The 25690-nt window shown below is 59.3% G+C and carries 18 protein-coding genes; 2 read left to right on the plus strand and 16 right to left on the minus strand.

The window, feature by feature from the left end; all coding sequences use genetic code 11:
- Window positions 1-50 precede the first annotated feature (50 nt).
- Both P5540_13670 and P5540_13675 read left to right on the plus strand, forming a co-directional pair.
- Complete coding sequence (locus tag P5540_13670) at window positions 51-2468, plus strand: hypothetical protein (GenBank protein ID HRT65863.1); 2418 nt, start codon at window positions 51-53, stop codon at window positions 2466-2468.
- A gap of 52 nt (window positions 2469-2520) precedes the next feature.
- Window positions 2521-4704, plus strand: coding sequence for a DUF1343 domain-containing protein (locus tag P5540_13675; GenBank protein ID HRT65864.1), 2184 nt, complete (start codon window positions 2521-2523; stop codon window positions 4702-4704).
- Between the two features lie 377 nt (window positions 4705-5081).
- Here the strand turns inward: P5540_13675 and P5540_13680 are convergent, their stop codons facing one another.
- From P5540_13680 to P5540_13755, 16 genes are all read right to left on the minus strand, one after another.
- Window positions 5082-5951 carry a sugar phosphate isomerase/epimerase family protein gene (locus P5540_13680; GenBank protein ID HRT65865.1) on the minus strand — a complete coding sequence of 290 codons (870 nt, stop codon included), beginning with the start codon at window positions 5949-5951 and terminating at the stop codon, window positions 5082-5084.
- A 96-nt stretch (window positions 5952-6047) separates the two neighbouring features.
- Window positions 6048-7340 carry a Gfo/Idh/MocA family oxidoreductase gene (locus P5540_13685; GenBank protein ID HRT65866.1) on the minus strand — a complete coding sequence of 431 codons (1293 nt, stop codon included), beginning with the start codon at window positions 7338-7340 and terminating at the stop codon, window positions 6048-6050.
- Window positions 7341-7390: 50 nt separating this feature from the next.
- Window positions 7391-8155, minus strand: coding sequence for a hypothetical protein (locus P5540_13690; GenBank protein HRT65867.1), 765 nt, complete (start codon window positions 8153-8155; stop codon window positions 7391-7393).
- A gap of 3 nt (window positions 8156-8158) precedes the next feature.
- Entirely contained in the window at window positions 8159-8992 is an 834-nt protein-coding gene (locus tag P5540_13695; GenBank protein HRT65868.1) for a PIG-L family deacetylase, read from the minus strand.
- On the minus strand, window positions 8989-9621 hold the full coding sequence (locus P5540_13700; protein ID HRT65869.1) for a hypothetical protein: 633 nt from the start codon (window positions 9619-9621) through the stop codon (window positions 8989-8991). The genes P5540_13695 and P5540_13700 overlap by 4 nt, the downstream gene beginning before the upstream one ends.
- Window positions 9618-10322, minus strand: coding sequence for an HAD hydrolase-like protein (locus P5540_13705; GenBank protein HRT65870.1), 705 nt, complete (start codon window positions 10320-10322; stop codon window positions 9618-9620). Before P5540_13705 ends, P5540_13700 begins: the two co-directional genes overlap by 4 nt.
- A gap of 79 nt (window positions 10323-10401) precedes the next feature.
- Window positions 10402-11115: an MBL fold metallo-hydrolase gene (locus P5540_13710; GenBank protein HRT65871.1), complete on the minus strand. Its 714-nt coding sequence runs from the start codon at window positions 11113-11115 to the stop codon at window positions 10402-10404.
- A 347-nt stretch (window positions 11116-11462) separates the two neighbouring features.
- Window positions 11463-12365 (minus strand): alpha/beta hydrolase, encoded by a 903-nt coding sequence (locus P5540_13715; protein ID HRT65872.1) that lies wholly within the window; start codon window positions 12363-12365, stop codon window positions 11463-11465.
- Complete coding sequence (locus P5540_13720) at window positions 12362-13129, minus strand: glycosyltransferase family 2 protein (GenBank protein ID HRT65873.1); 768 nt, start codon at window positions 13127-13129, stop codon at window positions 12362-12364. Before P5540_13720 ends, P5540_13715 begins: the two co-directional genes overlap by 4 nt.
- Window positions 13130-13135: 6 nt before the next feature.
- Window positions 13136-14710, minus strand: a complete 1575-nt coding sequence (locus P5540_13725; GenBank protein ID HRT65874.1) for a glycosyltransferase family 39 protein — start codon at window positions 14708-14710, stop codon at window positions 13136-13138.
- Between the two features lie 92 nt (window positions 14711-14802).
- Entirely contained in the window at window positions 14803-16110 is a 1308-nt protein-coding gene (locus P5540_13730; GenBank protein HRT65875.1) for a pyridoxal phosphate-dependent aminotransferase, read from the minus strand.
- 146 nt (window positions 16111-16256) lie between these two features.
- Window positions 16257-17264 carry a DUF1559 domain-containing protein gene (locus tag P5540_13735; protein ID HRT65876.1) on the minus strand — a complete coding sequence of 336 codons (1008 nt, stop codon included), beginning with the start codon at window positions 17262-17264 and terminating at the stop codon, window positions 16257-16259.
- A 16-nt stretch (window positions 17265-17280) separates the two neighbouring features.
- A complete protein-coding gene (locus P5540_13740) occupies window positions 17281-18507 on the minus strand; it encodes a PQQ-binding-like beta-propeller repeat protein (GenBank protein HRT65877.1) in 1227 nt (408 codons plus the stop codon).
- Window positions 18508-18981: 474 nt separating this feature from the next.
- Complete coding sequence (locus tag P5540_13745; protein HRT65878.1) at window positions 18982-22002, minus strand: hypothetical protein; 3021 nt, start codon at window positions 22000-22002, stop codon at window positions 18982-18984.
- Between the two features lie 172 nt (window positions 22003-22174).
- Window positions 22175-24469, minus strand: a complete 2295-nt coding sequence (locus P5540_13750; GenBank protein ID HRT65879.1) for a YfhO family protein — start codon at window positions 24467-24469, stop codon at window positions 22175-22177.
- On the minus strand, window positions 24469-25464 hold the full coding sequence (locus P5540_13755; GenBank protein HRT65880.1) for a Gfo/Idh/MocA family oxidoreductase: 996 nt from the start codon (window positions 25462-25464) through the stop codon (window positions 24469-24471). The genes P5540_13750 and P5540_13755 overlap by 1 nt, the downstream gene beginning before the upstream one ends.
- Window positions 25465-25690: the final 226 nt, after the last annotated feature.

The raw sequence follows: 25690 nt of genomic DNA on the forward strand, positions 1-25690 counted from the left end.
GATATCCTCCCCTGTGTTGCAGCAGGCTCTATGTCCATGGTGTCGCCCGCATGACCGATTTGATGCAGAAGAATCCCTTTTCCCTTCGGCTGGCCTCCGTTCAGGTCTTTCTCGTCAGTCTTTCCCTGATGCTTTTCGAGATCAACCTGATACGCCTGTTCTCCGTGGTCATGTTCTATCATTTGGCGTTTTTTGTGTTGGCCATCGCCCTTTTCGGCATCGGTCTCGGCGGTTTGTACGCCCACATGCGCCGATCGGGCGAGACGGATGCGTTGCCGCGTTTGACGCCTTACCTCCCGTTGTTGTTGGGTATCGGCGTGATCGGTGTCCTGTTCCTGCTGGTTCATCTTCCCCTCCAGAGCAGTTTGAATGTGTACCCATTCCAAATCCGCTGGATTTTTTTGGTCTTTCTCGGCACGATGCTCCCGTTTTTCTTTGGCGGCATTTTTCTGTCACGCATCTTCGCGGCGCGGCCGCAATGGGCCGGCGCCCTCTATTTTGGCGATCTTCTGGGCGCGGGCGCGGGATGTTTTCTGGCCATACCGGCTCTCGAATGGCTCGGCGGCACGTACACGCCATTTCTTGTGGGAATGCTTGCGGCCGCGTCGTCGTTCCTTGCGCCGGGATCGGTTCGCCCTTCCCGGTTGGCGTCGTTGGGCGTTCTGGCCGGCATCGCGATCCTTGGCCTTGCCAGTTATCGCTGGAATCTGGCGCCGGCGCCCATTCCGGATCCAGACCACAACGTCGAATTCTCGAAATGGAATTTCTTTTCGAATATTGTCATCCAGCCCTATCCCGAATGGAAGGGATGGCGGCTCAGTCCCAAATACGACGGGCCGATTCCGCAACATTTGCGCCTGACGCAGGATGGGCGCGCGCCGGCTTTCCTCGAACGGTTCGATGGGGATTTCGGCCCGCTTGCCTATCTTCGATACGACATCACCTCGCTTCCGTTTCGCGTGGCACAGCCTAAAAAAGCGCTGATCATCGGAGCGGGAGGGGGGCGGGATATTCTTACGGCAAAACTGTACGGGGTGTCCGAAATTCAGGGCGTCGAACTCAATCCTATCACCGCCGCTGCGATGCGGGGACCGTTTCGTGAATATACCGGAAACATCTATGGACTGGACGGCGTTGACGTCGCGGTGGAAAACGGGCGCACGTTCGTTCGCCGCGACAAGGAGACCTATGATCTGGTTTTCCTGTCGCTGGCCGACACGCAGGCCGCAAGCGCGCAGGGCGCGTATGTCCTGTCCGAAAATCATCTGTATACCGTCGAGGCCTTCGAAGCGTACTGGGATCGCCTGGGGCCCGATGGTGTCTGCTGCGTGGTATCCAGCACAGGCTGGGCCGATTTCCTGTTGCGCATGGCGACCAGTGCGGCGGTGGCGCTCGAGCGCAAAGGCATTTCCGATCCGGCCAGCCACATAATCGTCATGATGACCCATGATTATCCCTACATCGGAAAAGGGATGTGCATCGCCCTGTCGAAGACGCCGATTGGCCCCGCCTTGCTCGAACGGGCGCGGCAATCCTGCGAGGAATTGGGTTTTTCAGTGGTGTGGCCGGCGCAAACCACGCCGCACGAATGGACCGATCGCGTGCGCGGCCTTTTGAATGCCGCGGCGAGGCCGGGGATTTTGAAATCCGCGTATGAGGATCTTTCGCCGCTGTGGGACGACCGGCCCTATCTTTTTTACGCCTTGAAACCGGTCTCTTTTGTAAAACTCCTGTTCAATCCATCGGGCGGCCCCGCGGAAATGCGCTGGCATGTGCGATCGTTCCAATTGCTTGTGGATTTCTTCCTTGTGGCTTTCGTTTGCGTGTTCGCGTTGATGCTGGCGCCGCTGATCTGGTTCCGCCGTTCCGAAATCGAGGCCGGGCGGCGCGCCCATCAGGGATTTTTCCTTGGGATCTTTTTCCTGCTGGGAATCTCCTTCATGCTCGTCGAAGTGTCGCTGTTGCAGTCCATCTTTCTCATGATGGGAAATCCGACGCTGACCTTTGCCGTCACGCTGGGCGTCATGCTGGTCTTCACGGGAATCGGAAGCATGCTGTCGGGACGCGTGGACGCGGGATCGCTGCGCCCGTTTCTTGTGCGCGCGGCGATCGCGGCGGCGGGATTGCAGATTGCCGCCGTTTGTGCCCTTCCCGTCCTCGCGCCTGCCTTGCAGGGCGCCTCGTTGGCGTTGAAATTTGGTTTTGTGCTGGTCTTGATGGCGTTGCTGGCGACGCCCATGGGCATGCTGTTTCCAAGCGCCCTCCGCCTTGCGGCGTCCCGTGGATTCGACATGACCTGCTGGGTCTGGGGCATGAACGGCGTCGGCTCCGTGCTCGGAAGCGTTTGCGCCACGATCGTTGCGATGAACCTTGGCATTCGCGCCGTTTTCATGGTTGGGATTGCCGGTTATGTGCTGATTGCCCTGCTGGCGTTTTGCCTGCGCCGTTACCAGACCGCGATGAACTGATCATACGCGCGGGTAAAGATTTTTCCCCTGGCTACCGCGTGGGAGGGGATGAATGCCGGAAAATGACCGGAAAATTCTGAACGAGGCGCTGCGCGATGCCGTCCGCGAGGCAAAATGCCCCGGCGCGGTGGCGTATATCGGACGCTGCGGCGACAAACTCTTCCATGAATCGGAAGGGTTGCGCCAGATTGTGCCGGATCGCCGTCGTGCCGAAAAAGACACGATCTACGATCTCGCGTCGCTGACAAAAGTCGTGGCCACGACGACCGCCGTTCTGATGCTGCACGAGGAGGGCGTCCTGGATCTTGATGCGCCGGTTTCGGAGTATCTTCCCGTGCCGGCCTTTGGGCGTTTTACCATTCGCCAATGCCTCACGCACACGGCCGGATTGCATCCCGGCATGCCGTTTTACCGGGAATGCACGACGCTGAATGAAATGCTTCAGCGTTATGCCGCCACTGAACCTTCCCGCGAACCAGGAACGCGCCGCGTTTATTCCGATGTGGGGTTCATGATCCTGGGCGCGGTGGTTGAACTGGCGTCACGCGATTCGCTGAACGGATTTTGTTCCCGGCGGATATTTCGTCCGCTCGACATGCGCGATACCGCGTTCAATCCGCCGAAGGAATGGGCGGATCGCTGTGCGGCCACGGAACAGTGCGCATGGCGCAAGCGAATCGTGCGCGGCGAGGTGCATGACGAAAATGCGTATGCCGTCGGCGGCGTGTCCGGCCATGCGGGATTGTTCTCGACGGCATTCGATTTGGCGAAATTCTGCCGTGCGCTGCTTGAAGGAAAATTACTCAAAGACAACACGGTCGCCGCCATGCGAAGAATCGGGCAGGTACCCACCTATCCGTGGCAAGGGCTGGGGTGGAAACTGGATCCATGGTCCGGCGGCAGCGAGGGATTTCTTCCATCCCGCGCGGCCATAGGGCACACCGGCTGGACCGGTACGAGCATCTGGATTGATTTCGACAGCGGCCTGTTTTCGATTTTGCTGTCGAACGCATGCCATCCATCGCGCGAAAAACGTGACGCGTCCACCTTGCGGCATGTGTTTCACGAGGGCATCGCCCGTGCGTTTTATAGCGACCGCGCCAATGTCCACACCGGTTTGGACCGCCTTCTTTGGGATGGATTCGATTCAATTCGCGGGAAGCGCCTGGCCGTGTTGGCCAACCATGCCGCGGTGGATCAACTGGGCAGGCCGCTGCTCGATGTGTTGGCGATGGAACCCTCGGTGTCCGTCCGGCGCGTGTACAGTCCCGAACACGGATTTCACGGCCAAGCCGAAGCGGGAGCGAAGGTGGCCTCGGAATCGGGCAAAATTCCCGTGGTCAGCCTATACGGGGATCGCAAGGCCCCGTCGCGCGCGGAACTGGCGGAAACCGACCTCTTCGTTGTGGATCTGCCCGATGTGGGGTCCCGGTACTACACCTACATGGCGACGATGAAAGATTGCCTGGCGGCCTGCGGGGATGCCGGTGTGCCCGTGCTCGTTCTGGATCGCCCGAATCCGCTGGGCGGACTCATTCTCGAAGGACCGGTTGCGGAACGATTCGATTCGCCCGTGTGCTGCGCGCCGGTGCCGGTCCGCCACGGCATGACGCCCGGAGAACTGGCCCGATTCTTTGCGTCGTCCATGACCAATCCGCCGCGGATCGCCGTCGGCGAGTTGGACGCTTGGCGCCGCGAACTCTTTTTTGCGCAATGCGCGCTGCCGTGGATTCCGCCCTCGCCCAATATGCCCGATCCGGAAACCGCTCTACTGTACGCGGGCGTGTGTCTGTTCGAGGGGACGAATCTCAATGAGGGGCGGGGAACCGACTGGCCTTTCAAAATAATCGGCGCCCCATGGCTGGACGCCGAAGCGATCATCGAATCGCTCGACAGGGGGGATTGCGAAGGCTGCGCGATCGAGGCCACGACCTATGTTCCGAGGGCCATTGCCGGAAAGGCCGCCCGCCCGAAATACCTTGATGAACCCTGCAAGGGAATTCGCATGCGCGTGGAGGATGCCATCCGAATCCGTCCGTTCCGGCTGGCGATAGCCCTGATTGCCGCCATTCGCCGGCATCATGCCGCGTTTGCCTTGACGGACTGGTTCGACACGCTGGCCGGAACACCCCAAGTGCGGCGATCGATCGAGGCGGGGAAGACACCCCGGCAGATCGTTGCGGAGTACGAGGCGGCGCTTGTCCGATTCGACAGCCGCCGTCCGCGAATTTATTGAGTTGAAATCCCCGTTACTTGAGAGCGTGTACGGAAAGTCCCTTGGGCACGGAACGTAGGACAGGCTGTCCAGCCTGTCATCCTGGAACCGGAAAATTTACAAGGATCGACAGACTGTCCAGCCTGTCTTTTCCGAAACCACGCCATGTCCGTGGACGGACAGGTTGAACAGCCTGTCCCATGCACTCGCCCTTGTTGCAGATCCTTTTGGAATTTCGCGTTCAATACTTCAATATGATTCTGTAATCCATTGAACCGAAAAACGACATTTTTCGGGCAATTACAGCCTGTAACAAAGTTCGAGGACTCGATACTCTCATGCCCGATATCGTTGTCCGAATTGCGTGAAACAACATCCGCGCAAAGATGAATCGGGAATTATTCGATGTCTTTGAGCGTATCGCGTATCCATGCCATGCAAACCTTGCTGGCGCCTTCGCGGCCTTCGCCGGCCAGATAATGCCCGTATTTTTCCATCGTTTCCGGCGGGCACTGGTCGGGATTTACATGGGTTTCGAGCGAACAAAACCCGGCGTACCCATCGGAGGCGAGCGCCGCGAACTGCTCCCGCCACCGGCAGATGCCCGTTCCCATGAAGACGTTGGGAACGTTTCCATCGGGAGTGGGCGCGGCATCCTTGACATGCACATGAACCAGATCCGTCCGAATCAGATTGAAGCTGTCCGGAAAGGCGGGCACATTTGTGCCTTCGGGATCCTGCACGTGATTCGCCGGATCCCACAATGCCTTGATCCTTGGACAGGCAAGGCCGTCGAGAAAATAGCGCAGGTGCCGGGCCGTACCGACGTAACACGCGGCCTCATTTTCCAGTCCAAGGACAATCCCTTTTTCTTCAAGGATCGCGGGCACGGGCGCATAGGCGTCGAACATTCGCCGCCATGGTTTTTCACGCTTGCCGTGGCCCCAGAAAGCGAATCCACGCACGATCGTGCAATCCAGTTCGCGCGCAATGTCGCCGCAACGTCGAAGGTAATCCATGTGCTTCGCCACCTCGGCGGAGTCCTCCAATTCGCATTTGCCGAATGGCGACGCGATGCTGCACACGACGCGGCCGTAATCCGCCGCGATTCGCCTGATGTCGCGCACCTGCGCATCCGTCAATTCCTGGCACGGCGTCCGCCATACCCCGCGAATTTCCAGGCCTTCGAAGCCGAATTCGACACAGATCCGGCATGCCCGTTCGAGATCCTGCGATATCTCATCAGTGAACGCGCCCAAGCGAAACACGTATGTCCTCCTTCTTTTTTTCTTCCTGAAAAACGGCCGGATAGTGCGGTTCGGACCGTTTATTCATCGCATCGCCCGATTTAGCCGCACAGGGCATCACGCCAGTTTCCATGGCTTGCGGTATTCGTAATGAAGCAGTGCATTGGCCTTGTCGTTGTTCGTGATGCGTTCGGCGTCCGCATCCCATTCGATGACCGATCGGGTGGCGAGCGCGATGTTCGCCAAGTGCGAAAACGTGGTCGAACGATGGCCGGTTTCGGCATCCGCCGAAGGCTGTTCGCGGCTCTTGATGCAGTCAAGGAAATTGCGGATATGCTGCACGCTCAAATCGCCGTCCGTGCTTTTTACCTCGGCCGGTTCCATGCGCGGCGCATTGTCCTGGAACTGGCCGCCGCGTTCCGGCAGGATTTCATACCCCCGGTCGTCCATGTAAATCGTGCCTTTTGTTCCCCGCAGTTCGACATATCCGCGTTTCATGGCATCCGCGCCGCTGGCCTCGTACTGCCCGAAGACGGCCAGCGCGCCCGAAGGCAGTTCGTAGGTGACTTCCATCGTGTCGGGGATGTCGCGATCGTCGTCCACGGCGAACTTGCCGCCCAGCGCCGCCACGGCGCTCGGCCCCGTTTCGCCAAGCATCCAACGGATTACGTCGAGGAAATGGACGCCCCAGTTGGCGACCTGTGAACTATACGCCTGCCACCACCGGAACTTGTAGGGCGCAATGGTGTCGCGGAACGGACGCATGGGACGGGGCCCCAGCCACATATCCCAATCGAGATCCGCAGGCGGATCGGCGTCTTGGGCCTTGCCGATGCCGTTCGGCCACATGTTGGTGATGCGGTAGCAGCGCGCCACGGTGACTTTTCCGATCAATCCGTCGCGCACGCGCTGCGCCAATTCCGAATACATTTGGCCCGAACGCCGTTGAATGCCCACCTGAACAATCCGCCCGGTTTTTTTCGCGGCGTCGGCTATTTTACGGCCCTCATGAATCGTGATGGACAAAGGCTTTTCGACGTACACGTCCTTCCCGGCCTCGCATGCCATGATGGTGTGCAGCGCGTGCCAGTGATCCGGCGATGCGACCACAACGGCATCAATGGAATCCTGTTCCAGCAAAGCGCGAAAATCACGGTATTGCCGAACGCCGCCGCCCAGTTTTTCCGCCCATTTTTTCAGAAACGGATCGTATACGTCGCAAAGGGCCACGATTTCCGCGTCCGCGTGCTTTTGGGTGAATTCGATAAGTTGCCCCCCGCGATTGCCGACGCCAATGAAGCCAAGGCGTATTTTTTCGTTCGCGCCGCGAGCCCGTCCCGTGGCGAATCCCGCCGCGACGCCCGCCGCCGCCGTTCGCACGAATGTCCGCCTGTCCATTTTCGCCGCCATGTTCATTCCCTCCTTACGTTTGGCCGCGTGCAACGATCCGGCGTGTCGGATCATTGGACGGCGCCGAAACCATAAATCACGCGGACTTTCACCTTGCAGACCAGTTTGCGCAGTTCGGCCCGCGGGGTTCCTTCCGACGGATGCGTGTTCCATTCGATGCTTTGCACGATAACGCTGTCAACCGCCGTGACTTGACCTTTCATGACGCCCGCGATTGCCTTGGCGGGGGGATAGGCCAACTCGATTGCGCGAACGATGGCCGACTGTTCCGCCGTTTCGGGATCTTGGGGGATCAACGTGGGACCCTCGATACGGGCTTGGAGATTTTTGGCGATCGAAGCCAGTTTGTCGCACAACCGGGCGAAATCGCGCGGGCCTTCCGTGCCTGTCACGAAGGGCGCCGCATGGAAGCGCAGACGGGCGAATGCGCACGCAATCCGCGCGTCCGGTTCGGCGGTGGCCTCACGCAAATCGCCCGGCACGGGCGTTGAAAACTCCATTTCGACCGGGGATAGTTCGGCGGTTTGCAACGCTTCACGAAGCGCCGGCTCGAATTCGAGGGCCTTGTTGGCGGCTTCGAGGAGGGTCGGCGCCTTGAATTCGGCGTTCAGGCGGAATTCCACTTGCGAGGCGATCGTTTCGACCTCGGCCACGCCTTCGGTTTCGATGGTGGAGACCTTGGTTTCCTGTGCCGCCGCCAAACCGATCAGCAAAACGAAACACGCCGCCGGAAAACGCGCGGCATGCACGGCGAAACGAAATCCATTTCCGATCAATCCCAATGCCCTCCGCCTGATTTGGCCATCCAAGATCATGTCTTACCCCTTTCGCCTTCGGGCGGTTGCCGCCGGAAAAAACGGAAACAGACGGCGTATTTCCTGTTCGGAAGGCTGATGGCCGTATTCGCAAATCTCGAAGATTTCTGCAAAGCGGATCTTGGCCGCCGAGGGGCCGTACCATTTTTCCAGCGCCTTGCGCGCCTGTTTGGCCGGGGTCTCGAAGAAAGGCGTCCACGTGCGTTCGAGCCATTCGCGCCGCGCGGCCGCATCGCCGGGCACAGTCTGGAGGGCGCCGTCGAGCCAGGGAAGCCATTCGTACATCTGCGATTCCATCGCATCGAGCATGGCCCATTTCGTGTCCATCGCATCGGACACGTCAACGGCGATGTCCGGCCGGAACGGCACAGGCTTTTGAAATGAATCCATGAGGTAGAGAAATACGGGATTCTTGCCCAATGCGGGAACCAATGGACAGAAATGCGGCACTGTAACCATGAATGCCGCGTCCTGCACGACGACCGATGTGTAGCGGTGATCGGGATGGTAATCGTTGGGACGATGCGTCAGGACAATATCCGCCTCGAATTCGCGAAGAATTCCAACAACCTGTTTTCGCAGGGCCAGCGTAGGTTCAAGTTCCCCGTCGTGATGATCGAGCACGAGACTGCGCACCCCCGCTCGTTCCGCGGAGAGATGCGCTTCGGCGGCGCGCCGCATGGCGAGGGGACCTCCGGCCATTTCGTGATGGCCCACATCGCCGTTGGTCAGCGAAACCATCAGCACACGATGGCCCAGCCGCGCCCACTTGACGCATGCGCCGCCCGCGAAAACCTCGGCATCGTCCGGATGTGCGCCCACGACCACGATATTCATGGAGCCGCCGCTCCCGCACCGAAATTGATCCGCATCGGGCTTCCTATCACGACGCCCGTCATGTCTGGTTCGCCCGTGACCGTGGCGGGATCCACTGTGGCCGTTTCGGTTCCCGGCGGCAGCATGATGAGATCCGCCTCGGCATGAACCAGCAGGGTGGACGGCGCCGAGTCAAGGCCGGTCAGCACGTCAAAACGCTGTTCGTGAGGATTGTTGTACCAGCCGGGATCAAAAAAGGTCGCGAATTCGGCAATGGGCTGTTTGTCGCGCAGAATCCTGACACGCACGGCTACAGGAACACGCTCGATGAGCCGAACGCCCACCAGCCGGAACGTAACCCAAAACTGCGCGGGGCGGGGAGGAGAGACATTGGCGGATGCCATGAGGACGTGCCCTTGGGTATCTTTCATTTCTTCAACATGCACTCCCGGCCCCGCCGATTCGGCGGCAACAGCGGGGATGATGCGGAGCGCGGCTTCAACGTCGCCGATGTCAATCGGTCGCGGCGGTTCCTTGGTTTCGGTCGTTGGAGGGGAGGGTGGCGCGGAAACGGACGCGGGCGGCTTGACGTTGCACGCCGCAAGCGCCGCCAAAAGCAGCAACATGAACTGAAAACGAAGAAAGGTCATTTTGAAAGTTCCCGCCGGCCATGCGGAACGGCAGCCGTCCGCACCGCCTCGAAAAAGGCCTCCTGATCTAGAAAATCGGCAAGGCATACCGAAGCGCCCTCCGCTTTCAGGCGATCGGACGGCGCATCGCCTGTAATGCCGATGAACCGCATTCCCATGGCGGCGGACGTCCGCGCATCCCATGGCCCGTCGCCCACATACACGATGTCATTGGCGTTTCCGTCGGCTTGGGCAATCGCATGGCGTGCGATGTCCTCGCGCGTCAGTGCATCGTTTGAGAACCCGGCAGGCATGGCCGCCGCGTCAACGCCAATCCGCGACAACTTGTAACAGGCCGAACCGCGCATGCCGCCCGTGGCCAGCGCCGCACAAAAACCATTGCGCCGCGCAATGGCCTCGAGGATTCGTTTCGCGCCGGGAATTTCGGCGAATCCGTCCGGATTGACCGAAAATTCCACTGTAAGATCCGCCACAAACTGTTGCTCGAAGGAGTCTATTTCCGCTTGTGCCGCGTGGGATCCCCGTTGTTTTTCCACCGCTTCATGGATGATCGCGCGGTCGGTGCAATGCGTGTAGACGTCCCAGTCCGTACTGGGCAGGTCGAAGCCGAACACCTTTTTGAAGGCCGAGGCGTAACATTTGGCATCCACGGCGTTCGTCGCCGTCAATGTGCCGTCTATGTCGAACAAAATCAACGTCACTGTGGAAAACTCCGCTTGAACTCCCGTATCACGAAGGATCAAACCATATCCGCATGCCGGTGTGCAACGCCTTGAATCGCTACCGCCATTGAATGAGCGCGCTGTTGAGCGCCTGTTCGACGCGCCGCCGGGGTTGATGGAAATAACAAAGTCCGTGGCCGGCCAACATGATGTCGGTGTCCACCCGCGCAAAACGGCGAAGCGATTCGGTATAGATCTTCTTGTCGAAATCGATCGATCCGCTCCAGCCGAAATCGCCGCACAACAGGGTGCCGATGACGTCGCCGCAGGCCGCAACGCGCTTGCCTTCATGCGTGAAGAAGTACGCGGTGCATCCCTGCGAATGGCCGGGCAAGTGCATCGCTTCGATCGTTATTCCGCAAACGGATACCTGTTGGCCGTCGTCGAGCGGCACATCCACGGGGCAGGGCGTGAAGGTTTTGTGATAGAGGAATCCGCAGCAGCGTTCGTCGCCCGCCCGGACGGCATCGGCGGTGTTGCGATGCGCATACAGGGTGGCGCCCCGTGCTTGCAGCAGGCAGGCCGCGCCCGCGTGATCCCAGTGCGGATGCGTCAGAAAGCAGGCGCGGATCGCGTCCGGTTCCAATCCCCAATAGCGCATGTTGTCGAAAATCTGCGGCAGCGTGTCGCCATTTCCGCAATCAATCATCACGATGCCCCCGGGTGTGGAAATGGCATAACTGTTTCCATCCTCGAATCCCGCATCCACGCCGTTCCAAGTAATACCGTTCAGGTCGCCGCCCACCTGGTACAGACCGCGCAAAAGTTGCATGTATTTCTCCACATACTGTCGAAAAGGGAATCCTTTTCGCGATTATACCGTCTTCACGATCCAAATGGATAAAGGCGCCAATTCAAAAGCATCTGTTTGTATTAGTAGCCTTAATACTTATTATTGCTATACCTCTATTTTATCGTGCTCGTGCCCGTACTCGTGCCCGTGCTCGTGCTCGTAATTGCAATCCCAGTGAGTCGAACAAAACATGATCAAACGGGTCTCCGATGACTGTCTGCCCTCGGTCCTTGGTTGTTGGGGGCGAATATCCGGAACCGCGATCTTCGATTACGAGCACGAGCACAAGTAGAGCGGCGATCGAATTTTTCGGAGTAGGCGGCCGGCTATGCCGGCTTCGATTGGGAAGCGGAATGTTTGGCGAAAAAGTCCAGCATTCCGTTGCGAAACCGGGGGCCCAGAATGGCTGTCATGTGATCGCCTCCCTGAATGAACAGGTTTTCGTGGTTTGCCAGGACCCCCGTTAGGGCGTCCACGCCGTTTCGCAGGGGATCCGCGGTTCCGACAATCGTCAAAATGGGAACCTTGTTTGCGCGCAGTTCCGCCTCGCTGACTTCGAGTTGATCGATCGCGCGCATTGTGGCGCCCAGTGCGGGCAGGTCATTGGTGTTGTTTATGAACGTCACGACCAACCATTCAAGCAGCCGGTTCTGCTTGTGTCCGACAGGCCGCAGCCATTCGGCGAGCGGTCGTATGCCCCGGCCGCTTTCCATGGACGACACGACTTTATCCAGCAATACGCGGTTTTCGTCGGTGGGAAGCGTCCAGCCCGCGCCGCCCACCACCGCGCTCAGCAGGCGCTCAGGGTACATCATGGCCAGTTTCAGGGTGATGAATCCGCCCATCGAATACCCGGCAACATGCGCTTTGGCAATGCCCAGATGGTCCATAAGCCGTATCACGTCCCGGACGGTTTCAAGGCCGTATTTGCCGGCGTCGCGGGGTTTGTCGCTCAATCCGTGGCCTCGATCGTCCATCGTAATCACGCGATACTTTTTGGACAGCGCGCGCACGATGCCGGGTATGCGCCAGTTCTGATCGGCGGTCACAGCGTAGCCATGCACGAGAATGACGGGCTCCCCTTGGCCCTCGTCGGTGTAGTGGATGCGGACACCGTCCGAATCGAAGAAAGAACCTTTCTTGCGGTGCAGCAGCAGTAACAGGACGGCGCCGATGATCGCGGCGAGAAAACAGAGGACCGATGCGAGAATCAACAACAGGAATTTCATGGTGTTTGCTCCTCCCTTGCTGAACAGACATGGCTGCATGCCGGCGGACGCCAGCCGAACCAGGACAACATGCGATACCGCAGTATCATCGCAATCATTTCGCAGCCGAGCAGGGCCGCGCGCAGTTTGTTGCCCGTTACCGACGACGTGCCCACGCGCCTGCGGTAATTCACGGCGATTTCAATGAATGGAATGCCGTTCAGTATGGTCAGGAGCATGATCTGCGGGCCGAAGGCGCTGCCGCCGACCGAAAATTGCGGCGCGATGCGTTCGTAGGCTTCCCGCCGCAACAGGCGCATCGAGCAACCCACGTCGGTCAGGATGGTCGTGTTGAACAGGAATTCCATCAACTTGCCGACGGCCCAGTTTCCGAACTTGAGAAAGAAGCCCATGTTGGCGCCTTCCCAGACGAATTCGCGGCTTGTGCGCGTGCCGAACACGACGGGAACGTCGTCGGAATAGGCCAGCATTTTGATGACGTCATGTCCCGAAAAGGTGCCGTCCGGCTCGGAAATGATCAAGAGATCGCCGGTTGCTTCCGCCAGACCGCGCCAAATCGCATGGCCGTATCCCTGCCGGGGTTCATGAACAAGCCGGGCGCGGGTTTGGCGCACCTCCTCGTCGGTGCCGGGCGCCGCGTTGTTGTTGACCACCACGATTTCGTCCACGAGGCCGTCCTCGAAGAATTCCTCGATGGCCGCGCGGATCGAATCTTTCTCGTTATAGGTGGGAAAGACGACCGAAACTTTCTTGCCTCGCCACATGCGTCATCACCAAAACGTGTAGAACCACGACTCCGTCAACCAGCATTGAAACGCCAGAAAGAGTATCGTTGCCCAGAACGGCCCATAGCATCGGGCTTTCCGGCACATAACGTCAAGTCGGCATGCGGCGGGCAACACGACGAACGGCAGGATGTACATTGCGCTGCGTTCGCCTTCGCCCCGCGCCAAGTAAAGAAGATTGAGCGCCAGGAGCGTCGCGATCATGACGGTGGCCATGCCCGGCGATCCGGATTGCGCGCGTCTTGCAAATCCGAGGAACAACAGCGACACGGGAATTCCCGCGAAATAGAACCAGCACGCCGGATTGAGAAAACGCCAAGTCCATGCCGGAAAACGCGGAGTCAGCCGATCGAGGTGCATCTGATCCGCCTCGAACTGCGCTTTGCACGCCTGAAAACAGGCGACGACATCAAAACCGGTTCCGTATCGCAAGGCGGCATGCAGGCCGAGAAACGCCGCCAACATGACCGCGGCGGTCTGGACAACGGCAAAGCGCTTGTCTTTGTCCCCCAATTGCCATAGTCCGTAAAAGGCAAAGTAAACTCCTACCGCAATCAGCGAAAACGACAGCAGCGACATGAGGGCGTATCCCGCGCCGGCCGCCGCGGCGTAGACGACCGAACGGCGCTGGATCGCGCGCGTAAAGAGAAAGAGCGTCGTCAGCGTGAAAGGCATGAAGAGAATATCGGCGCTCGTCGCCGTGAACAGCACGATCGAGGGCATGAGACTGTACAGGATGCAGGCGATCAGCGCCGTGCGGCGTCCCGCGAGATCCGACACCCATCCGTACAACGGCAGAATGGCCAGCACGCCAAAGGCCATTGTCGCCAGCGATAGCGGCAACGGCTCCTGGCCAATCCCGTATGAGAAAAACCAAAGCAATGCGATGGGGCCGGGCGGATGCACCTTTGCGTGCATCGAGAGATAGGGCCGCACCTTGAGGTAGTCGCGGAACAGCGCTTGGATGCCGCTTGTCGTGCCGATATCGCTTGCATACTCGTAACCGTGGCGCGCGTACGCCTGCGAAATGCCGGTTGTGCCGTCGCGTATCATCGCCACGGCCCCCGCGAAGGCAAAGGAAAAAATCATGAGTCCCAGCAGAAACCAGCGAATCGTTTTCGGCGCCGGTTCGGGTTCCGCGGAGAGCCAGTGATGGGCCGAAAGGCGCGCCGCGGCCAGTCCCGCCAGGAAGATCGCCGGCGCCAGCGCATGCCATCCCAGACAAGAAAAGAAGGCCCTGAACGAAATGGGGTTGAAGTGGAACCGGACGAATGCCAACAGAAAAAGGCCCAATGCCGCAATGGTCCATAGAAGCAGTCCGCGTGTCCGGCGGGAAGGTTCCGGCGCCGACCCCAGCCAAAGAATGAAACCGGCCGCCCACATGACAACGGCTGGCACGATGGCGGATGGAAAAGCGGGCGCGACAAGGGCATAAAAGGGCAACGGGCTGCCGTAGATGCCCTCGATGCCGATGGCCCACAGTGTCATCAGGACGAGCAGATACCACGCCACGACGCGCACACATAAGCCCGCCCACCGTGCGCCCGTATTCTCTCCCATGGCTTCTGAATGCATACGCGGCATTGTAGCGGCAGGGAAGGGGGCTTTCTACTTTTCGGCGAGGCGGCGGATCCGGCGGACCTTACCGATGTTCATCCAGCGCTGGCGATGTACCGGTCGATCGAATCCCGAAGCGTCTTGAAGACCCACGTGCGTTTGGCGTCGTCCGTTTCGAGCAAGGTCACGCGAAAGCCTTCATGCTCGCATTGGAAACCCGTCAACGGCACGACCACGATGCCGGTCGAGCCCATCAGGTAATAGACGAACCGCTTGTCCGGCGAAACATTTCCGGTAAGCGCCTCGATGCGCTGTCGGATAACCGGGTTTTCGATGGGCAGCGTTTGACGGTGATTCAACGTCCCGTCCCTGAACATCACCGTCATGTAAAATGCCCCGCACGGTTTGTTCACAATCACTTGGTCGCAACCCGCGAAATGGGCGGCGGCCTCCGTGGCGCGTTCCTCGAACATGCGCGATCGCCGGTCCAGGTGCGCCGGATAGCGCGCATCGCCAATCACGCGCGGAATGGACATCTGCGGCAAGGTGGTCGAGGACACTTCGAGGCGTTTCGCCGCGAGAAGGCTCTTCACATAGGCCGCGAAATTCTCGTCCTTGTCCTTGTTCAACACTTCGATCCAGCCACAGCGCGACCCCGGCCACGGATATTCCTTGCTGATGCCGCGCATCGCGATGGCCGGCACGTCGCCTATCCACTGGCTCAGATGAAGCCGCGTGAACCCGTTGTACACGATATGGGCATAGATCTCGTCCGCAACCACGAAGAGTTTGTATTCGCGCGCGATGGCCGCGATTTCCTCGAGGATCTCGATCGGATACACCGCGCCGGTCGGATTGTCCGGCGAAAGCAGCAGGATGCCCGCGATCGAGTCGTTGTACTTGACCTTGTTGCGAATGTCCTCGACGTCCGGCATCCAGCCGTTCATCGGATCCAGTTCGTATTTGATGTGGCTGTCGTTGGCATGCGCGGCCTCCGCGCTCGAATGGGTGCTATACGCCGGCGACGGGCCCAGCACGCGCGCTTCGCGGCGAAGGAAACCGTACACCTTTGCGACCGCGTCGCCAAGCCCGTTGAAGAACATGATGTCGTCAGGCGTGATCTGCACGCCGCCGGGCCGCTTGTTGACTTCCGCCGCCAGAAATTCGCGCGTGGCCGGCACGCCGGCTGTGTCGCAATATCCCCACGAACCCGGTTCGTCCACCAGTTCATGGATGATATTCCGGATCCATTCCGGCACCACCTCGCCCTTTTCGATCGGATCGCCGATATTTTCCCATGTAATGGACTGTCCCAGGCTGCGGATCTCGCGGCCCACGGCCACAATTTCGCGTATCTCATAACTAAGACTGCCCGCGCCTGCATGAACGATGTTGCGTCTCATAGGCCACTTTCCAACAGGGAAACATCCTTCAACGGCCTGCACCCGGTGTGTCATGCCTCAATAAACGACAAGGAGGAACGCGCGTCTGCCGTCCCTCCCGTATGGGCGTATGATACGCTTGAGGGCGCGTGAAAATCAAAACCGCGTTAGAAAAACGAGCCGACCTGAGCGAAGGCGATCGTGGCGGGAAATTCGCCGGGGTAACGGTTGAACTGGACGTGTCCGTCCATGTAGAGGGTATTGGCGCCGCCGGGGATGTGATTGAACTGGGCGCGCCCCGAGGAGTTCGACGTGACAACATCCCACATGACCGCCAGTTCGCTTTGGGCGCTTGCGGATGCGGCGGGATTGTTGATGTCCGTGACAAGAAAACGCTCGACGCCTTCACGCAGGCGGTATAATTTGGAACCCTCGCCGTTGCCGAGCGGCATTCCGGGCGTGGTCGTTATAAACTTCAACAGGTTATGTTTGACAGGGTCGTCGAGGTCATTGTTCAGCAATCCGTCGTTGGCGGGATTTTCGTCGCCGAGGGGGCCCTGGAGGAACGAGGATCCCTGTTGGAAGGAAATGCAGGACATGAGATAGGCGATCTGCGCGCAGACCTTTGCGGAAGGAGCCACGCCGAACACGGCCGTGTCAATGACCGGATCGCTTTCGGACACCTTGTCGAACACGAAACCGTAATAAAGATAACTGGCGTCGGCATTCGACGGCAGGCCGGCGTACGCGCATTCCTGGCCCGGTTTGGCCGACACGATTTTCAGCGGGTTTGCGGACGCGGATTCGGGATCGGACGGGCAGATCAAAACATTGAGATCCGCTAGGCATTCCGGATAGATCGCCTGTATAAGCGGCGCAAGTTCAGCCGCCTTGTCGGCCGCCTCGCAGCCGCTGGGAACCTGGCTTCCCCAAGGTTCGTCGCCGTGAACACGGGGAAACCATCCGCCGGATTCGCCCGCGTACATCTTGAACACGACGCCCATTTGCTTGAGATTGTTCGCGCAGGAGGAGCGCCGCGCCGCTTCGCGCGCACGCGACAAGGCCGGCAGCAAAATCGCGGCTAGAATACCGATGATTGCAATCACCACCAGCAGTTCGATCAACGTGAAGCCGGCCGCGGGGACGGCGTTCTGCTTTTGCAAGGTTCTTTTCATGGATGGCTCGCGGTTCTCAATTCTCCTTGACATTATACGCGATAAGCGCATCGCCATGGCGAATGAGCAACAATCCATTCGCAAGGGCGGGATGCGCCCAATGATTTTCCGTTCCTTCCGTGACCTTGAACTGACCGGTGCGTTGGAAACCGGCCGGATCCGGTTTTACCAGACTGACAACGCCCTCTTGGGGCCCCTCGTACAAATACAGCATGCCGTCGGCATAGACAGTCACGGCCTGCCGGATTTCCGGGGCTTTCCACATCAGCGTGCCGGTAGCCATTTCCAGGCAGACGAACTGCCCACGGTGACGTCCTCCATACAGATAGCCGTCCACAAGGACAACGCCATGATGTTGGCAATCGAGGACCTTGTCCGTCCATTTCTGTGTCACCGTTGAGCCGTCCGGAGATAGTTCCAATGCGCCGCCGCCCGAATCGTAACCGGCGGTATAGTACACGAGGCCCTTGTCGTAAATGGGCGCACAGGCATGGATGTCGTACTTCGTCAGATGCTCGTGTTTCCACAGCAAGGCGCCGGAATCGGCGTCAACGCCGACCACTTGCCGCGCGGTTTCGGTCAACAAAATCCGGCGGCCGTTGTGCATGGCGACAACCGGTGAAACATACGCCGCATTATCGTCAATCCCCTTGGCCGCCCATACGGTGTCGCCCGTCATTTTGTTCAAAGCGGCGATTCCGCCCTCCTTGCCGCCCGGGGTGCAAATCACGCGGTCGCCGTCCACGAGCAGCGATTCGGAAAGGCGCCATTCGATGTTTTCGGCATGAAAGCGTTCGAGGATGTTCACACTCCACCTAACGGAACGGGCATCGAGATCCATGCAATAGACAACGCCCAGTCCCGACAGGATATAGAGACGGTTTCCGTCAATCGTCGGCGTGGATCGCGCGCCGGAGGCCGCGTCATTGACGGTTTCCTTTCCATACGGAATGCTGCCGATGAGCCGCCCCTGCATGTCCAGGATGTGGATATGGCCGATCTGATCGTCCGCCGTCATGCCGGCAACAAAGATGCGCCCTTCGGCCACGGAAGCCGACGAATAGCCCTGGCCGAGTCCTTTCGCGATCCAGGCCACGGGAGGGCCTTCTTTCGGCCATGATTTTAGAAGGCCTTGTTCGTTGAATTTGCCGTCGCCGTTTGGTCCCCGAAACCGGGGCGCGTCAGCCGCAAACCCCGCGGCGCCCACCAACAACGACAAGACAATGACGGAAAATCGGCTCATTGGTTTCCTCGATACCGCTTAGGCAATTGGCTTTCGTTTGACTATACATAACCACATGGAATCGGAATTATTCCAGAATTGGGGGAGACAGGCAACGTTGCCTGCTGAAAAAGGCGAAAAAGCCGGGTTTCCTTGTGCCATTTCGGTCGAAATGAAACACAACATGAGAGTAGCGAATTCTCAAACCTTATTACAGATTGCAATTGCCCGAAAAATGTCATTTTCCCGGTTGAACGGATTACGAATCGTATTGAAGCATTGATTGCAGAGTCCCAACAGGAGCTGAAATAAAAGCGAATGTGTGGGACAGGCTGTCCAGCCTGTCCGTCCACGGGCATGGCGTGGCTTCGGAAAATACAGACAGGACAGTCTGTCCTACGTTCCGTACCAGTAAACTATTTCCATGCGCGTTCAGAACAGATGAATACATGCAAGAAATCGGTACTCTCAAGAAACACAAGAAACTATTCGATGTCAATAATATGCAACAATGTTCATCGGTCCTGAAAAAGCCGGCAGGACAGCGTATTCGTTTTCGGGATCGTATTCCATGCAGGGGGTCCCGTTGACTTCGCATCGCGTCATCCGTTTGCCTTCGGGATGGCGGAAACGCGCGATGATGCGTTTGGGCGGATTGCGCCGGGGCGGATCGAGACGCAGGGTGATTCGTCCGGCGGCGGCTTGTGATTCGATGGTCGCGGACATGGGGCCGAAATGGGTCGCGGCGTTTTCGATGCCGATGCGCTGTCCGTCGGCGAGCCAGTAACGCGGGATGGCCGCGCCGATCCAGAGGTCGTCTCCGCGTTCATGGATGAACATCATCCGAAGCCAATAGGTCGAATTGGCCTCATCCGAGGTCTTGTAATGGTCGCCGCGGAAGTCGCCCATGTTCGGCAGGGCGTGTTCGGTCATCATCCGCGTGTCGGGGAAATAACTGACGGCGAAGGCGTTGAAGTAGGCGCGCAGAAAATGCGGGATTTCATCGCGCAGGAGGTAAGGGATCGGATTGCACAAAAGGTTGGCCTGCTGGGAAATGCCGCCGCGGCTGAACCAGTGCCGGTCGAAATCGTCGCCCGTCAAACTGTATCCGAACTGTTCCGAAAGGTATAGATTGTCTTCATAATCCTGGATAATCCAATCCGACATCCGTTCCTTCGGCTCGATCAAGCCGCATCGAACCAGATGGATCGATCCTTCGAGCGTCTGCGTGATCCAGCCGAACGAACGCCCGCGCCGGTGCGCCTCGCTGGGAATTTGCGGAATCCAGCGGCCGTTGCGCAAGCGCACGACCGGCGAGCGGCGCATGGCTTCCGTGAAGGCGGCGAGGATGTCCTTCCGGTACTTTTCGGCCTCGCCCAGCAGAGATTCGCCCTCCGCATATCCCGCCGCCTTCAATGCGCGCGCGGCGTTGTCCATGCCCCACCACGCATAGACATTGTTCGACAACCAGCACCGCCAGTCGGCGATGTCTTCGAGCGATCCGGGGGGCAGCAGTCCGCGTTCGATGGCCCGCAGGGGCCTGCGCGCCGCCCACTCGATGGTTCGCGCCCGCTCGCGCGCGATCCAGTCGCATGCTTTCAGGATGTTTGGTTTGGTCCTTTCAATCCATGCCGCGTCGCGCGTATACCAGTAATGTTCGCCGATGCACCAGAGCACCCAGCCGTGATGCTGGTTGTAGCCGTTGTCGTCCTCATAGCCGCCCGCGCTGTAAAACACGCCTTCGGCATCCAGATAGTCGCCCGGCAACGGCCGTTTCCCCTGGTAATGGAGCCACGTTTCGATGGCCTCTTCCGCGCGTTGGTGAAACCCGCGCCGGTCGAGATCGGTGATCATCATGCAGGCCTCGTTTGCATAGACGCCGTAGCTGAACGTGCCGACTTTGGCCATATAACGCAGGCTGCCGGTTACTTCCCGCTCGGTGTTGATGAGCAGATGGGGCAGGTGCGCGTCGTAGAATTCGTTGATCATCGGTTCCGGTGTGCGAATCCGGGCGCCCGCTTCGATGCGCTTCCTCCAATACGAACGGGTTGCGTCGAACATTGTATCGAAACGGACGGGGAGGAGCCGATCCGTTTCCGGATCGTTTTTGCGCAGCGTGACGAAGGGAATCGCCATGTCGAGCACGCGCGAGGGGCCGCCGGGCGCAATGTTCGCCTCATAATGAACGACAGGGCCATTTCCCGACAAGCCCTTCGTATTGGACACGAGGATCCGCAACTGTTTGCCGGCCACGATCGCGGGACCGTCCAGTTCCAGGGATTCCGTTCCGCCGCCATCCGAGGATGCGATCCGCAAACGGGCGCGCGCCGGAACGTTTGCGACCGGTTCCATGGCGAAGCGGACATACAACGCAATGGGATCGTCCGCCAGGACGCGTTCCCCATCCCCGGGTATTCCTGCGATGGGTGCGGCAAAGGCGGTCTGGGTATAACGGACGCCGTTCAGTTCCCATGAGGTTATGGTCATGGGCAGGCAGCCATCCACCAGCGTGCGATCCTTCATGGCTTCGGGAGGCAATCCAAATTCACACCATATTTCATCGCCCCGCCAATCGCAGCGGTCCGTGTCGCGACCGGCCAGACGCCTGATCCAGTTCCGATTGCGGAACACATTGCATGCGCCGTCTAGACCGAAGTGTTGCCGCGTGCCCTCGAAACTTAGCGGGATATAATGCCGTCCCTTTTCCGGCATGTCGCCCCATGCGTTGGGGAAAGTCTGCTCCGGCATGTCGAAGACACGGGAATAGATGTCTTTACCGGCATTCATGCAATCGCGGGCGGCCTTTTCGTAGGTGATATCCACGTCCGCCCGGCGCACAAGGACGCCGAAATCCGGCAAAAAAATATGTCCCCATTTGACGAGATCGTTCGGAGCGAACGAAAAAGTGTCCTTGTCGTTGCGCCATGTCGCGATGGTCTCGTCGAAGGATCCATGGTGCTGTGTTTCCGCATATTGCAGGCAGCCCCGGTGTCCGTCGAACATGGTCATGCCACCGTTGAAAATTTCAAAATGGCCGATCAGGGGCCGCCCATCGGACGTTTCCACGACGAACTCCAAGGGCCGCCAGATCGTGTCGGTGTATGCCTCTATTTTCACGATGCCGGGGAGGCCGTTTTGCCGGGGAATTCGTAATTTCAGCGTCGTGCGGTAAGGCGCATCGCAGGTTTTCAATTCCGGGAATTCAAGGCGATTGACCGGATTGAAGGTGAATGTGGCCCGGGTCTCTTCAATCGTAACGTTTGCGTCGGCCGTCCGCCATTGGCCTTTGTACCAGTCGCCGACATCGAACCAGCCGGATTGTCCGGCGCCGGAAGGCGCATTGCGCGGAATTTCCCGATGCGGCCATGAACTTTGCCAATAGTGAAGGGCAAGCAAGTCCGTATCCGGCGGCGCCTCGAATTCCACCACGACGCGGTGCAATTCGCGGGGATCCTCCCAGATGATCGTGCAACCTTCCTTTTCCCGCAGCATTTCCCCGAAGGGTACAATATCCATGACGGTGCTCCCCGTCGGCAAGTTATCCGTGCCCGATGCCAGCATCAGCGCAATGAAAAAGTGGGTAAACATGGCAGTATATTACAGGCTTGAGCGCCGCTCCGGCAAAAAATCGAATCCCGTCGCTTGCCGTCCTGCGTGGAAATGGGGCGTTGGCGGTGTTTAGGGCTCGTCAGCCGCGGAGGTAGATAACGGTTCCAAGGAGTGCCAATAGTCCCAAAGCGCCAAGAGAAAGGGCCGCGCCCGTAAAGAACGGCCATGGCCGGTACGAGAACACGATTTCATGCGATCCGGCGGGCGCCGCAACCCCGCGGAAAAGTCCGTTGGCTCGCAAAATCGGGCACGGCGTTCCGTCCATCGTGGCCTTCCATCCGGGATCATAAGTGTCCGCCAGCACCACAATGCCGGGCTGCGGTGAACGGGTGCGCACGATTACGTGTTCGGCGCCGTGGTCTTCGACTGAGCACGACAGACCTTCCGGGAGATTCGGCAAGGGTGTGCCGGCCGGATCGCGCGGACCGGGAACGATTGCCGCGAGCGTGTCGAATCCCGGACTGTCCCGATCGATCGTACATTCGCGAAGACCATCGAAATCCGCCATGCCCAGCAGGTTGGCCGCGGCGGCGGCGCCCTCCGCAATCCGCCATGTCGGAACCCATAGGGCACGTGGCCATGCGGTATTGTTTCGGAACAAGATGGCGCCATCGTCGGTGTGCATGGATGACAGTTGCAGGCCGCCGCGCGTGAAACGACCGTCCGCAAGCGGACTTTCCGGCGCGACAACAATGGCGCGCACGGCCATGGCGTTCAGCAGCCCCGGCAGTTCCGCTTCGGGCGCCAAAATGGCTTTTGGGCGAACGGCCTCCGCCTTGGCCGCATCGCCGGTTCCCAGCCGCCTCCACCAAATGGCCTGATCGCGCGTGAGCGGAGCGAGTCCGCCCGCTTCGTAGAGACCTGCGCGAATCATGCCAAGCCGCAAGGGCAGTCCAAAATGAACCGGTGGCGCCGCGGTCAGCATGCGGGCGCCCAAAGTTTGTTCCTCGACGAGGCGAAGCGTGCGGCCATGGCGCTGATAGCAAGCCGGCGCATCGGAGAAGGGGTGGGCATAAAGATTCTTGTTGGCGGTGGACAAATCCGCAAGAAAAGCCGTGGCAAGCGCCAGGCCGGCTGCGATGGAAACCCATTTCCAGCGAAACAGCACAACGGGTAGCGCAATGCCCAGCAACACAGCCAGTCGGCCGCGTGTTTCCAATGGTGAAACATAAAACAGTACGGCGGTAACCACGAAGAGGATTACAGCCGCATGGCGGAGGCGCAATGCATGGGTCCCGCGGCGCGTCAACAGTAGCCGGTCAAATCCGATCGCCGCGAGCGCCGCCAGCAGAAAAGACGCGGGAAACGCGGCGCATGCATGGGGAAAGGATGCCGGAAACCGTTCGGGGCCGATAACCGCAAGAGCCAGGAGTGCGGCGGCAGCCGGCGCGAAGAAAAAGGCGTCGCGCCGGGACGCATGGTGAATGAACGCCAGCGGAATTGCCGCCAACGGAGCCGCGCCCATATAGACCAGATGCGGCAAAGCGCCTGCCTGCGGAACGATTGCCTGCGCAACGAGTTCATGGAACGACATGGGCGCCTGGGCGGGCAATTCCACCGCCCAAAGGGCATCCCATGGACGATCCAAGAGAAGTAACCATGCAAGGGTTGGGACCCACTGCACAGCTGAAACGGCCACTGCGATCACGGTTATGATGAGCAACCGCTCGAAACGCTCGCGCATGTCCGGTCCATGCGCGGCATCTGGTGCATAAAAACCCAGGAAGAGGCCATAGGTGAGTGCGGCAAGCAACATGTGGAGGGAGACGGCGGGCGTACCGCACAACATCAGCGCCGCGCCCGCCAGTCCGGCCGGAACCGCACAACCGAAACGTGTTTGCCGCATGGCTTCGCGCATTCCCCAGAACAGGCACGGAGTCCATGCCAGCGCCGCCGCGATTGCCGGCCGGGACGCCGCAGCCGCCGAAGCGCCACAAAACGCATAGAGGATTCCCCCAATCAGGGCGGCCGTATAACCGAGATCGAGCGCGCGGGCGAACGCGACAAATCCGATGCCCATCATCGCAAGGCACAAATACGCGTGAACGGCCATGGCTTGTTCGGTGGGAAGAAACAGAAAAACGACGTTGATGGGCTGGAAAAGGGCGGTGGACGGCTGGGCCAGAAACGGCGTGCCGCACAATTCTTTCGCGTTCCACAGCGGAAGCTGGCCGGCCCGAATGCGGCTGAATCCGTAATGAAACGACGGATAAATGGACTGGTACAAGTCGGCGTTTTCATAGGCGGCGCCAATCGCGTCGGGATGGAGCTGGGTTTGACGCCAGAAAACGGGCGCAATAACAATGAAAAACACCGCCACGCCGAACAGGCGCAGCAGCGAATACCGGTTTCCCTCGAAGGCAAACTCACCCATCAGCGCAGCATCTCGCTCAGGTGTATGCGCCGTCCGGCTTCCGCCGCGCGCACGATCGCGTAGGTTGTCGCCAGACTGTTCAGATTGCGCCGGCCGCTGGTTTCCGGCTCCTCGCCGGTTTCGATGGCGCGTCCGAATAATTCAAGCAGACGGGCCTGATGAACGCGCGGACATGGCACAAGCCGTATCGCACGCTTTCGGTCCGGCGTCGCCGAGAAGGCCAATTTGTCGTTTTCGCACAACAGCACACCCTTGGAGCCCTCGATGCGCCAATGTGCGTTCCATGGGGTTTCCCAGCCGGTCGAGACCCAACTTCCGAAATAATTCACGGCGATGCCGTTGGACAATTCGAGTTGCGCCATGATCGTCGCATCGCCCTTGTTCCAGTTCCACGGCGCGTTGGTGCTTGCCGCGGATACGCTGGTCACGTCCGCATCGAAAATGCACCGCATCATGTCCACGTGATGGATGGACATGTCGAGCACGAGTGGATAGGCCATTTCTTCACGGAATCCGCCGAAATGCGGGCCCTTGTGGAAATTGACGCCCGCGTATCCCACGGCGCCGAGGCGCCCTTCCGAAACCCATCGTTTCATGGTCTGCACGACGGGTTGATAACGGTAATTCTGGGCCACCATGTAGATCCGCTTGTGTTTCGCCGCGCAGGCCACGATGGCCTTCGCGTTTTTGAGATTGTCGGCCAGCGGCTTTTCCGACATGACGTGAAGCCCCGCCCCGATGGCCGTTTCGCACACGCCGCGCCGGAATTGTTGCGGCGCGACATCCAGCAACGCATCGGCCTTGACGCGGCGCAATGCTTCCCCGACCGTTGCAAAACATCGCGATTTCGGCAGGCCGTGCCGCGCGGCCGCCGCCTTCAAATGGGCCGGATTCGTGTCAACATAGGCGGCCGCTTCCCACTCGTCCGATTCGGCTATCCGGTCCGTCCAGCACGTTCCCATGCCGCCGACACCCACCTGAATTATGCGCTTCATAAACATCACCTCCCGATTGCGCGAATCATAACACAAAGCCCATGGGGCGGTTGCGAACGACAAGCGGCATGTGCTTCCAAAAATCGCTTTCAAGATTGCGTTTGATCATTGACATTCCGAACATCCTGAGTATAATCGCTTTTTTGCAAATTCTTCCTTTTGCATTTTGAATTTGATAGGGTGGCCGCCAATGAGGCGGCCGACTTCCGCCCAAAGAATAAACACG

The organism is Candidatus Hydrogenedentota bacterium (assembly GCA_035450225.1).
Classification (GTDB): Bacteria; Hydrogenedentota; Hydrogenedentia; order Hydrogenedentales; family SLHB01; genus DSVR01.

Bases quoted from the DNA above. Each gene is read 5' to 3' on its own strand.
- P5540_13745 (HRT65878.1), bottom strand. From the start codon at position 22,002: ATGGATATTGTACCCTTCGGGGAAATGCTGCGGGAAAAGGAAGGTTGC.
- P5540_13735 (HRT65876.1), bottom strand. From the start codon at position 17,264: ATGAAAAGAACCTTGCAAAAGCAGAACGCCGTCCCCGCGGCCGGCTTC.
- P5540_13685 (HRT65866.1), bottom strand. From the start codon at position 7,340: ATGGCGGCGAAAATGGACAGGCGGACATTCGTGCGAACGGCGGCGGCG.
- P5540_13670 (HRT65863.1), top strand. From the start codon at position 51: ATGACCGATTTGATGCAGAAGAATCCCTTTTCCCTTCGGCTGGCCTCC.
- P5540_13720 (HRT65873.1), bottom strand. From the start codon at position 13,129: ATGTGGCGAGGCAAGAAAGTTTCGGTCGTCTTTCCCACCTATAACGAG.
- P5540_13715 (HRT65872.1), bottom strand. From the start codon at position 12,365: ATGAAATTCCTGTTGTTGATTCTCGCATCGGTCCTCTGTTTTCTCGCC.
- P5540_13695 (HRT65868.1), bottom strand. From the start codon at position 8,992: ATGAATATCGTGGTCGTGGGCGCACATCCGGACGATGCCGAGGTTTTC.
- P5540_13675 (HRT65864.1), top strand. From the start codon at position 2,521: ATGCCGGAAAATGACCGGAAAATTCTGAACGAGGCGCTGCGCGATGCC.
- P5540_13700 (HRT65869.1), bottom strand. From the start codon at position 9,621: ATGACCTTTCTTCGTTTTCAGTTCATGTTGCTGCTTTTGGCGGCGCTT.
- P5540_13710 (HRT65871.1), bottom strand. From the start codon at position 11,115: ATGCAACTTTTGCGCGGTCTGTACCAGGTGGGCGGCGACCTGAACGGT.
- P5540_13730 (HRT65875.1), bottom strand. From the start codon at position 16,110: ATGAGACGCAACATCGTTCATGCAGGCGCGGGCAGTCTTAGTTATGAG.
- P5540_13690 (HRT65867.1), bottom strand. From the start codon at position 8,155: ATGATCTTGGATGGCCAAATCAGGCGGAGGGCATTGGGATTGATCGGA.
- P5540_13755 (HRT65880.1), bottom strand. From the start codon at position 25,464: ATGAAGCGCATAATTCAGGTGGGTGTCGGCGGCATGGGAACGTGCTGG.
- P5540_13740 (HRT65877.1), bottom strand. From the start codon at position 18,507: ATGAGCCGATTTTCCGTCATTGTCTTGTCGTTGTTGGTGGGCGCCGCG.
- P5540_13725 (HRT65874.1), bottom strand. From the start codon at position 14,710: ATGGGAGAGAATACGGGCGCACGGTGGGCGGGCTTATGTGTGCGCGTC.
- P5540_13750 (HRT65879.1), bottom strand. From the start codon at position 24,469: ATGGGTGAGTTTGCCTTCGAGGGAAACCGGTATTCGCTGCTGCGCCTG.